The 10,779-nt window shown below is 71.8% G+C and carries 9 protein-coding genes; 2 read left to right on the forward strand and 7 right to left on the reverse strand.

Annotated features, from left to right (window positions below; all coding sequences use genetic code 11):
• The 4 genes from IE249_RS38870 to IE249_RS29330 all read right to left on the reverse strand — a co-directional run.
• The coding region (locus tag IE249_RS38870) for an ATP-binding protein (protein WP_229859505.1) at positions 1–263 on the reverse strand (263 nt) is incomplete at its 3' end.
• A 178-nt stretch (positions 264–441) separates the two neighbouring features.
• The gene (locus IE249_RS29320) at positions 442–1,155 is read right to left on the reverse strand and encodes a thioesterase II family protein (protein WP_373304479.1); all 714 of its coding nucleotides are present in this window, start codon (positions 1,153–1,155) and stop codon (positions 442–444) included.
• Between the two features lie 262 nt (positions 1,156–1,417).
• Positions 1,418–4,474: a non-ribosomal peptide synthetase gene (locus IE249_RS29325; RefSeq protein WP_373304480.1), complete on the reverse strand. Its 3,057-nt coding sequence runs from the start codon at positions 4,472–4,474 to the stop codon at positions 1,418–1,420.
• 187 nt (positions 4,475–4,661) lie between these two features.
• Entirely contained in the window at positions 4,662–5,330 is a 669-nt protein-coding gene (locus IE249_RS29330) for a DUF4232 domain-containing protein (RefSeq protein ID WP_189709574.1), read from the reverse strand.
• 162 nt (positions 5,331–5,492) lie between these two features.
• Between IE249_RS29330 and lplAB the strand changes: the two genes are divergently transcribed.
• Positions 5,493–6,557: a lipoate-protein ligase LplAB gene (gene lplAB, locus IE249_RS29335; RefSeq protein WP_189709576.1), complete on the forward strand. Its 1,065-nt coding sequence runs from the start codon at positions 5,493–5,495 to the stop codon at positions 6,555–6,557.
• Positions 6,558–6,690: 133 nt separating this feature from the next.
• Positions 6,691–7,380, forward strand: coding sequence for a hypothetical protein (locus tag IE249_RS29340; RefSeq protein WP_189709578.1), 690 nt, complete (start codon positions 6,691–6,693; stop codon positions 7,378–7,380).
• 22 nt (positions 7,381–7,402) lie between these two features.
• On the opposite strand, the gene IE249_RS29345 is transcribed toward IE249_RS29340, so the two are convergent.
• The 3 genes from IE249_RS29345 to IE249_RS38875 all read right to left on the reverse strand — a co-directional run.
• Positions 7,403–8,929, reverse strand: a complete 1,527-nt coding sequence (locus IE249_RS29345; protein ID WP_189709580.1) for an NCS1 family nucleobase:cation symporter-1 — start codon at positions 8,927–8,929, stop codon at positions 7,403–7,405.
• Positions 8,930–9,047: 118 nt separating this feature from the next.
• Complete coding sequence (locus IE249_RS29350; protein WP_189709583.1) at positions 9,048–10,067, reverse strand: TIGR03842 family LLM class F420-dependent oxidoreductase; 1,020 nt, start codon at positions 10,065–10,067, stop codon at positions 9,048–9,050.
• An 11-nt stretch (positions 10,068–10,078) separates the two neighbouring features.
• Positions 10,079–10,779, reverse strand: a 701-nt coding sequence (locus IE249_RS38875) for an amidohydrolase family protein (RefSeq protein WP_229859506.1), incomplete at its 5' end; no start/stop codon positions are given.

Consider the following 10,779-nt stretch of genomic DNA (forward strand, 5'->3'; position numbering starts at 1 on the left):
ACTTCCGGCGCGACCGACGCGTGGTCGCATATCTTTCTCAGGATGCCGAAGGGCAGTGCCCGTTCGGCGCGTGAGGCGGTGGCGTCGAGCAGTATCGCCCCGTCGTCGATCGCCTGTTCGGTAAAGGCTTCGAGGAGTTCGGTCTTGCCGCTGGCCACCGCGCCGCTGAGCAGAGCGACGCGGCCCCGGCCGTTTCCGGCACTGTGCAGCAGCTCGTTCAGCGCTCCGAGATGGCTCTCGCGTTCGACCAACTTCAAAGACATGGTCATTTTGTGTTTCCCCCGGAAACCGCGGCACGCCCGGATCGTCCGGTCGGCAGGGTGCCGCGGTGGTGCTGTTGAAAGTTGTTCAGGTTTCCTTTTCAGGTGGCGTATCCCTTTCGGGATCGGGTCGTCGCCGGCCTGTGCGCGCGTGGGACCGCCGGTCACGCGGTCCCACGCGTCAGGAAAGAGGACCGCTCTTGCCGGGCCGCGGTCCGCCGAGCGTGTCGGAGACGATCTTCAGGATCTGCTCCTGGTGGTTGGCCAGGAAGAAGTGGCCGCCCGTGAACACGTGCATGTCGAACGCCCCGGTGGTGTGCTCCGCCCACGCCGACGCCTCGTCCAGGCTGGTCCTGGGGTCGTTGTCGCCGGTCAGCACGGTGATCGGGGCGGTCACCGTGAGCCCGGGAGCGGCGCGGTACTTCTCGATCGCGGTGTAGTCGCTGCGGATGGCGGGCAGCACCATCCGCAGGATCTCCTCGTCGCCGAGGATCTGTGAGTCGGTTCCGCTGAGCAGCCGCATCTCCTCGACGACTCCGTCGTCGTCACGCCGGTGGACGTTTTCGTCCCGGTGGCGTGAAGGCGCCCTGCGGCCCGAGGCGAACACGGCGAGCGGTACGACGCCGTCCCGCTCCAGCCGCCGGGTCACCTCGAATGCGAGAACCGCTCCCATGCTGTGCCCGAACAGTGCGACGGGCCGGTCCAGCCATGGCCGGATTTCCGCGGTGATGGCGTCCGCATATTCCCCGATGTCCTCGATGGCCGGATCCGCCCTACGGTCCTGCCGGCCCGGGTACTGCACCGAGACGACGTCGACCGCGGGAGACAGCGCGCGTGACATCGGGAAGTAGAAGGGTGCCGAACCGCCCGCGTGCGGAAGGCAGACGAGACGCACTCCGCTCTCCTCAGCGGGGTGGAAACGGCGTATCCAACGGCTGGGGTCCTGGAATTCACCCACTGCAACAAAACTCTTTCCTGAGATTCCCCGCCAACAACGAGCTCGGCGTTGCCGTGCCGATCCTTCGGCCAATCCATGTCTAGCAGAACGCTTGATCTAGGGGGTACCCCTACGTTTGGGGCCGCGCCCGGGACGTACCGGGCCGATCCGGGGACATCAGGCGGTTCCAATTGCGAGCGGGCGTTCGATGTCGTGTTACTCACACTGCCGAAGACGCTTCGGAGCGCACCTCGTGGACGAGCGCGGTGACGCGTTCCAGGGTCGGCTCGCGCAGGATGCGGCCGAGTTCGGCCATGAACGCCTCTTCGGCGCGCGCGTCGAGGAGTTCCCGCGCGACGCCGGCGAGCATCGCCAGCAGGGACAGCGAGTCCCCGCCCAGCCGCTGGAAGTCGGACTGCCCTTCCAGGCGGGAGCGGTCGACCCCGAGCGTGCGGGCCCAGGTCCCGGCCACCGCCTCGGCCACCGGGTCCCCCGCCTGGTCCGCCACCTGGCCCGTTCCCCGGTCCGCGGCGACGGGCGTGCGCGGGGGGCCGTCAGCGCCGTGCCGCTCGTCGGCGAAGGGGTCCGGCAGGGCCCGTACGTCCACCTTCCCGCTGACGGTGTACGGCAGTTCGGGCACCGCCGTGACGGCGGCCGGGACCATGTGGGCGGGCAGCAGCTCCTCCAGATGCGCCCTCAACTCCTCAGGCGTGACAGGCGAGTTGGTGAGTACGTAGCCGTACAGCGCCTTGCCGCCCCGCCCGGCCGCCGGGCGGGTCACCACCACGGCCCGGTCGACCGCCGCGTGCTCCTCCAGCGCCCGCGCCACCTCGGCCGGTTCCACCCGGTGACCGCGGATCTTGACCTGGTCGTCGATGCGCCCGACGAACTGCAGCTCCCCGGAGGGCAGTACGCGGGCGAGGTCGCCGGTGCGGTAGACGCGGGTGCCGTCGGCCAGCCTGGGGAACCGCTCCCGGTTGAGCTCGGGCCGGCCGAGGTAGCCGCGCGCGAGCTGGGCGCCCCCGAGGTACATCTCCCCCACCTCGCCGGGGGCGACGAACCGCCGCTCACCGTCCAGCAGGTACACCGAGGTGTTGTCCGCGGGCCATCCGATGGGCACCACGGAGCCGTCCTGGTCGCTCTCCTCGTCGTAGGTGTGGGCGGTGCAGCCGATGGTGGCCTCGGTCGGGCCGTACAGGTTGATGATCCGGCACTTGGGCCCGAACATCTCCTGCGCCCGCGCGGCCACCTCCACGCGCAGCTGCTCGCCGACCACGACGACGCTGCGGTATCCGGCCGGCGCGATGTCCAGGCCGCCGATCAGGTCCAGGTGGGAGGGCGTCAGGTTCAGGGTGTTGGCGCGGGTCCGGGTCAGAAGGTGCCGCAGGGAGAGGTGGTTGGGGTCGTCCCGCATCAGGACCACTTCGCCGCCGGTCAGCAGCGGCAGGAACACGGAGGTGCCGGAGACGTCGAAGGAGGGCGAGGTGAGCAGCGGCAGACAGGTCTCGGAGTCGATGCCGAACTCGCGGGTGGCCCAGTGCACGTAGTTGGCCAGGCTGCCGTGCTCGATCTGCACGCCCTTGGGCCGCCCGGTCGAGCCGGAGGTGTAGATGACGTAGGCGAGGTCGTGGGGGCCGACGGCGGTGTCGGCATCGGCGGCCGTGGCCGCGTCCTCCCCCGCGGGGCCGGTGGCGAGCGCGTCCAGCGGCAGCGCACGGCAGCCCTCGGGGAGGCAGTCGCGTCCCTCCTGGGCGCGCTCGACCAGGCACAGGGTGCTGCCCGCGTCCGTGAGCAGGTCCGCGAGCCGGCGGTCCGGGTGGCGCACGTCCAGTGGGAGGTAGCAGGCGCCCGCGCGCAGGACGCCCCAGAGCCCGGCGACCGAGGCGGCCGAGCGGCCGGCGAGCAGCCCGACCACGGTGCCCGGTCCGGCGCCCAGACGGCGCAGTTCGGCGGCGACCGCGTCCGCGCGGCGGCTCAGCTCGAGGTAGCTGACCTCGCCCTCCGGGCCGCTGAGCGCGGTGCGGTGGGGGGTGCGTGCGACCTGTTCGCGGAAGAGCGCGACGACGGACCGGGCGTCGGGCAGCGGCCGCCTGGTGCGGTTGCCCTCCCAGTGCCGGTGCGCCCTCGGTGAGAGGGCCTCCTCGAGGGTGTCGAGCAGTGCCTCGGCGCGGTCCGCGGTTCCGGGGCCGTCGTACCAGGTGACGGTGAGCTCGGTGCGGCCGGGGAGTTCGACGACGTCGATCTCGGGCGGGCCCCCGGGGGTGACGCCGCCGAGCGCGTACACGGAGACGGCCTCGAAGCCGTCGGCGCAAAAGTCGGCGGGGTCGACGGTGCCGAGGTGCGAGACGCAGGCGCGGGCGCTGTGGCGGTCGGCGCCGGCGGCCGTGCGGTCGATGTCCGCGATGCCCTCCCGCAGCAGGGGCAGCGGCAGGCCGAGGATGCCCGGGTCGGTGCCCGCGGCCAGGTCCCGGCGGTCCGTCAGCCGGCCCAGGAGCGTGCGCTGCACCTCCTCCCAGCCCTCGCCCTCGGCCACGTCGAGGTCGACGGCGTGCGAGAGCGCGGCGGTGGAGCGCAGCCCGGGCAGGTGGCGCCGCAGGTCGACGGGGACGTGGAAGCGGCCGGGTCCGTGGGCGGCCGCGAGGGCGGCGACCACCTTGGCGGTGGCCGCCAGATGGGTGCCGTCGAGGCTGCGGCGCCGCCACAGCAGTCCCGCCCGCTCGTGCGGGCGGGGGCCGAGCGGTGAGGGGAAGTCGAGGTCGCGGGCGGCGGCGCGGGGTGGTTCGCCGTCCGGGTGCGACTGCCGCAGCAGCTCCTCGCTGCCGGTGTCCGCGGGTGCGCCGAGCGGGTCCTCGCCGCGCAGCGCGCGGAAGACGTCGCGCGCCCACAGCAGCAGTCCTCGGCCGTCGGTCACGGCGTGGTCGGCGCGGAACACCACGGTGGCCGGGTCTCCGGGGGCGAGCAGCACCTCGCAGGTCGCGCGGGTGTCGTCGAACGGCGCGCGCAGTTCCGGGGCGTCGAGCCGGGCGCGGTCCAGGGCGCCGGCGAGGGTCCGTACGGCGGGGGCGGTGCCGCTGTCGGTCCACCGCTCGTCCTGCCGGGTCAGCCGCATCCCGGGGTGCGCGTGCGCGGCGGCGGCGACGGCGTCCGCCAGCCGGTGCGGCGGGATGGCGCCCTCGCCCTCGACGAGGAGGTTCATCACCCGCAGTTCGGGGGTAATGCCCAGGAAGGCCCATTCCAGCGGTGCCACGTTCCTGACGAATGTCGTCAAGTCGATCACTTCTCCCCGTTCGGCGGCGGCGTGGTGCGTGCGCGCGTCACCGCGTCCCGGGCCGGCCGCCCGGCGGTGAAGCGCGTATTCCAGAGCTCCACGTCTAGGCCATCGGCGCGATCAGGACAGCCCCCTACGGACCGCCGTTCTGCGCACCGGCGAACCCCATCGCTCCCCTGCAGGGGCGTGCGCCGCCCTACCGCTGCCGGGGCGGGCCGATGCGGATGGTGTCGCAGAACACCGGGCGCACCGGGCGCCCGTGGGTGTCGGTCATCCGCACCGGGGTGCCGTAGTCGCCGCGGGCGGGGTGCGGGGGGCGTACGTCTATGACGGGGTCGAAGTCGGTGGGGATGGCGCAGTATCCGTGCCGGTCGGGCGCCGCCCGGTAGGTGAGCGGGAAGACGACCGGGCGGCCGTGGCGCAGCAGCAGCCGGATCCGCGCCTTGCTGCCCGGTTCGGTCCACACGGCGGGGCCCTTGCCCACGTGCGCCTCGAGATAGGGGTAGCCGTGCAGGGCGCAGGGCCGTGCGGCGGTGTTGGTGACGGTCAGCAGCGCGGTGGACGGTTTGTGACCGGGCTTGGCGTCGAGGCGGGTCAGGGTCCACCGCAGTTGCCCGCTTCGGCAGGGCGCGGCGTGGGGGGTGCCGGCCGGGGTGGAGGGGGAGGCGTTGGTCCGCGTGGGGCGGGTGGTCGCCGAGGGGGTGGCCGGTTTCGGGGCGGTGGGGTCGGGAGTGCCGGCGGACGCGGTCGTACGGTGCGCCGAGCTGGGTGGCGGCGCGGCGCCGTGGTGGGACGGGCCGCAGGCCGTGACCGCGAGGACGACCGCGAGGGGGATCGCGGAGTAAGCCGCTGTCCGCCGTGCCATGAGGACCCTTCCCTGCCGGGAGGCGTCCGGCGGAGGCCCCGTACCGCCGCTCCTGCCTCCCGCACTGGAAGATGCGCGGGGCGACGGGGAGGTTCCAGTGGCTGGGAACACCCCGGCCGTGCGGGGCGTTGATCTGCTGCGGCGGGAACGGAGGCCCTGGCAGTGCACGGTGAGTACAAGGTGCCCGGCGGCAAGCTCGTCGTCGTGGACGTGGAGGCGGAGGACGGCGTGCTGCGGCACGTGCGCGTGGCGGGCGACTTCTTCCTGGAGCCGGACGAGGCGCTGGACGCGGTGAACGGCGCGCTGGAGGGCGCTCCCGCGGACACCGGCGCGGCGGGTCTCGCAGCCCGGATCGACGCGGCCCTGCCGGAGGGGACCGTGATGTACGGGCTGACGTCGGAGGGCGTGGGCATCGCGGTGCGACGGGCGCTGGCGCACGCCACCGACTGGACGGACTACGACTGGCAGCTCGTCCACGAGGGCCCGCAGTCCCCGACGCTGCACATGGCGCTGGACGAGGTGCTGACGGCCGAGGTCGCCGCGGGCCGGCGGCCGCCGACGCTGCGGGTGTGGGAGTGGGGCGCCCCGGCGGTGATCATCGGCAGCTTCCAGTCCCTGCGCAACGAGGTGGACCCCGAGGGCGCCGCGCGCCACGGCATCGAGGTGGTGCGCCGGATCTCCGGCGGCGGCGCGATGTTCGTGGAGCCGGGCAACACGATCACGTACTCGCTGTCGGTGCCCGAGTCGCTGGTGCAGGGCCTGTCCTTCCAGGACAGTTACGCCTATCTCGACGACTGGGTGCTCGGCGCCCTCGGCGACATGGGCATCCACGCCTGGTACCAGCCGCTGAACGACATCGCCACCGAGCAGGGCAAGATCGCGGGGGCGGCGCAGAAGCGGGTCGTGGGACCGCACGGCGGCCCCGGCGCGGTGCTGCACCATGTGACGATGTCGTACGACATCGACGCGGACAAAATGCTCCAAGTGCTCCGAATCGGGCGGGAGAAGCTGTCGGACAAGGGGACGAAGAGCGCGAAGAAGCGGGTGGATCCGCTGCGCCGGCAGACCGGTCTCGCGCGCGAAGCGGTGATCGCGCGGATGATCGACTCCTTCCGCGGGCGGTACGGGCTGTCGGAGGGCAAGGTGACCGACGACGAACTCGCCCGGGCGCGGGAGCTGTCGCGGACGAAGTTCGGCTCGGCCGAGTGGACGGCGAGGGTGCCGTAGGAGTCTTGGGCCGTAACCGCGTGGGCACGGAGCGAGTTCGCACTTCCGCCCCACAGGGTCTCGTGTGAAACTGTCGTACCGTCCGCGGTGCGGACCAGTGCCGCACCGTCCGTCCCCCACACGAGAGTGCGCCGTGCGTGATCTTCCGTTGCCGCTCGCGCTCACCGCGCGGCTGAGTCCCGTCGTCGTGCTCGCCTGCGCGGGCTGGGCGTTGACGTCCGGCCCGTTCGCCCCCGCGCCGACAGCCGAGCACCACGCGGCCCAGCAGGACACCCCGTCCGGCGGCGCGGAAGCCTCCTCCTCGTCCACCGCGCCCTCCTCGACGGCGGTGTCCAAGGCCTACGCCTCCGCACCGGCGCCGTGCGCCAGCGTGGCGGCGAAGACGATCGGCTCCCTGGTGCCGGGCGCGAAGACGGCGGGCAAGGAGATCCCGTCCACGGACACCAAGGTGCGCCGCACCTGTTCGTGGAACGCGCTCAAGGGCTTCGACTACCGCTGGCTCGACGTCTCCTTCGAGATCATGGACTCGCAGGCGGCGGCGCAGAAGGCGTACGAGGACCGGACGGCGGAGAAGAGCGGCGGCGGGGCGGTACCGGGCCTCGGGGACAGCGCCTACTCGGTGGTCAACCTGACCACCCAGGACAAGCAGCAGACCCGTGAGGGCGTGGTGATGGCGCGTTCCTCCAACGCGCTGGTGGTCGTCACGTACAACGGCAGCGACTTCGAGACGAAGAAGGCGCCGGACACGGACGAGATCAACAAGGGCGCCATCAAGGCGGCCAGGGACGCCGTGGCCGCGCTGGGGAACGGCCGGCAGGGCTGACCGTTCCCCGGCGGACGAGCTCTCAGGCGGTGACCCGTTCCCGGTTGCGGGACAGCATCAGCAGCAGGTACAGCACCATCGAGGTGCCCAGGCCCACCGCCCAGCCGTAGTCCGCGAGGGACTTCAGGGCGGGGATCGGACGGCCGTCGATCAGCGGGTGGAAGTCGGCGCCGCCGATGGCGAGGACGCCGCCGACCACGAACGCCACCACGGCCCGCCAGTTCCAGCCGCCCGCGTACCAGTAGCGGCCACCGGTCCGGTACAGGTCGACCAGCTCGAGGTGGGAGCGCCTCAGGATCCAGTAGTCGGCGATGAGGATGCCGGCGACGGTGCCGAGCAGTCCGCCGACCAGGCCGAGCCAGGTGAAGATGTAGCCCTGCGGGTCGGAGTACAGCTTCCACGGGCACATCACCACGGCGAGCACGGCCGTGATGAGGGCGCCGGTGCGGAAACTGATCCTGCGCGGCGCGACGTTGGAGAAGTCGAAGGCCGGGGAGACCATGTTGGCCGCGATGTTGACCGAGAGGGTGGCCACCAGCACGGTCACCAGCGCGTACAGCAGTCCGGCCACGTTGTCCGTCTTCGCCGCCAACTGCACCGGGTCCCAGACGGGCCGGCCGTAGACGGCCTGCGAGCCGGAGGTGACCAGCACCGACAGGAAGGCGAACAGGGTCATGGTGGTGGGCAGTCCGAGGGCCTGGCCGCGGGTCTGCGCCCTCTGGCTCCTGCCGTAGCGGGTGAAGTCGGGGATGTTGAGCGACAGCGTGGACCAGAAGCCGATCATGCCCATCAGGGCGGGCGCGAACAGCTTCCAGAAGTCCGCTCCCCAGCCCAGCTTGGAGGGCTGGTCGAAGAGCGGGCCGAGGCCGCCGGCCTTGCTGCTCATCCACCACAGCATCACGAACGCGCCGACGAGAACGAAGGGCGCCGCCCAGTTCTCGAACCGGCGGATGGTCTCCATGCCCCGGTAGATGACGGCCACCTGGATCGCCCAGAAGATCGCGAAGGACAGCCACATCGTCCAGGCGTGGCCGCCCACGTGGGAGGCGTTCGTCCAGCTGTCGCCGATCAGCTTCCCGGCGAGGAAGTAGATGGCCTCGCCGCCGATCCAGGTCTGGATGCCGAACCAGCCGCACGCCACCAACGCCCGTACGACGGCGGGCAGGTTGGCGCCGCGCACCCCGAAGGAGGCGCGGGCGAAGACGGGGAAGGGGATGCCGTACTTGGGTCCCGCGTGCCCGGTGAGCAGCATCGGCACCAGCACGATCAGGTTGGCCAGGGCGATGGTGAACACCGCCTGCTTCCAGTCCATGCCGACGGCGATCAGACCGGAGGCCAAGGTCCAGGAGGCCGTGTTGTGGGCCATGCCGACCCACAGCGCGGAGAAGTTGTAGGTGGTCCAGGTGCGATTGGCGACCGGGACCGGCAGCAGGTCCGCGTTGGCGTAGGGACCGCCGGGCAGCGGGGCGCCGGGGTCGATCTCCACACGCCCGTCGGGGCGGGTGACCTGGGCGGACGGTGGTATGGCCGTGGGAGCGGTGTCGGTCATGGGCAGCCCAATCCATGAGGCGGGTCGAAGTGGGGCGATGCGGGCGCCCGGCCCCTCCCCGGGGAGGTGGGGAGGGGGGACAGTGGAGTGGGGGGTTGTCGGAACTCGGTCGCGGGGATCAGGAGTTGACGGCCGGGATGACCTGCTGCCCGTACGCGTCGATCACGGCTTCCTGCGCGTCGTGCATGTCGTACACGGCGAACTGGTCGACGCCCAGTTCACGCAGCGCGTTCAGCTTCTCGATGTGCTTCTCCACGGGCCCGACCAGGCAGAACCTGTCCACGATCTCGTCGGGCACGAACTGGGTGTCGGGGTTGCCGCTGCGCCCGTGGTGGGCGTAGTCGTACCCCTGGCGGGCCTTGATGTAGTCGGTGAGTTCGTCCGGTACGGCGGCGGAGTGCTCGCCGTAGCGTTCGACCAGGTCGGCGACGTGGTTGCCGACCATGCCGCCGAACCAGCGGCACTGCTCGCGGGCGTGGGCGAGCGCCTCGGGCGAGTCGTCGGCGGTGACGTAGGCGGGCGCGGCGACGCAGACCGTCACCGCTTCCGGGTCGCGTCCGGCCGCGGCGGCCGCGTCCCGGACGGCCTTGACCATGTACTCGGTGAGGTAGAGGTCGGCGAGCTGGAGGATGAACCCGTCGGCCTCCTCGCCGGTCATCTTCAGCGCCTTGGGCCCGTACGCGGCCATCCATACGGGCAGTTCGGCGCCGGGCTTGACCCAGGGGAAGCGGATCACGGTGCCGCCGAGGTCCGCCTCCTCCCCCCTGCCCAGCGCCCGGATGACCTTCATGGCCTCGCTGATGCGGGCGAGGGTGTTGGGTTTGCGGCCGGCGACGCGCATCGCGGAGTCGCCGCGGCCGATCCCGCAGACCGTGCGGTTGCCGAACATGTCGTTGAGGGTGGCGAAGGTGGAGGCGGTGACCTCCCAGGTGCGGGTGCCGGGGTTGGTGACCATCGGGCCGACGGTCAGCCGCTCGGTCTGCGCGAGGATCTGGGAGTAGATGACGAACGGCTCCTGCCAGAGCACGGCGGAGTCGAAGGTCCAGCCGTAGCGGAAGCCGTTGCGCTCGGCCCGCTGCATCAGGCTGACGACGCGCGAGGCCGGCGGGTCGGTCTGCAGGACGAGTCCGAAGTCCATGGGCGCCACTCCTAGTTGAGGTACTGACAGGTGGAGCGCGGGGTGTAGACGCCGTGCCCGGCGTGCCCGGTGTACTCCCGCTCGGTGATGACGGGTTCGCCGCGCGAGAGGACCGTCTCCACGCGGCCGGTGACGCGCCTGCCCTCGTAGGCGGAGTAGTCGACGTTCATGTGGTGGGTCTCGGCGGACATGACCTGCTCGGCGTGCGGGTCGTAGATGACGATGTCGGCGTCCGCGCCGGGCGCGATGGTGCCCTTCTTCGGGTACAGGCCGAACATGCGGGCCGGGGTGGCACAGGCGATCTCGATCCAGCGGCGGCGGGAGATGTGCCCGTCGACGACGGCCTGGTGGAGCAGGTCCATGCGGTTCTCCACGCCCGGCAACCCGTTGGGGATCTTGGAGAAGTCGCCGCGGCCGAGTTCCTTCTGGCCGGTGAAGCAGAAGGGGCAGTGGTCGGTGGAGACCACCTGGAGGTCGTTGGTGCGCAGGCCCTTCCACAGCGCGGCCTGGTGCTCCCTGGGCCGCAGGGGCGTGGAGCAGACGTACTTGGCGCCCTCGAAGTCCGGCTCGGCGAGGTTGTCGGTGGACAGGAACAGGTACTGCGGGCAGGTCTCGCCGAACACGTTCAGCCCGTCGTCGCGGGCCCTGATCAGTTCGGCGACCGCCTCCCGCGCGGACACGTGGACGACGTACAGGGGCGCGCCGGCGACCT

Source organism: Streptomyces anandii JCM 4720, assembly GCF_014650655.1.
Taxonomy (GTDB): Bacteria; Actinomycetota; Actinomycetes; order Streptomycetales; family Streptomycetaceae; genus Streptomyces; species Streptomyces anandii.

Coding starts and splice junctions, on each gene's coding strand:
- IE249_RS29330 (WP_189709574.1), bottom strand. CDS start 5,330: ATGGCACGGCGGACAGCGGCTTACTCCGCGATCCCCCTCGCGGTCGTC.
- IE249_RS29345 (WP_189709580.1), bottom strand. CDS start 8,929: ATGACCGACACCGCTCCCACGGCCATACCACCGTCCGCCCAGGTCACC.
- IE249_RS29350 (WP_189709583.1), bottom strand. CDS start 10,067: ATGGACTTCGGACTCGTCCTGCAGACCGACCCGCCGGCCTCGCGCGTC.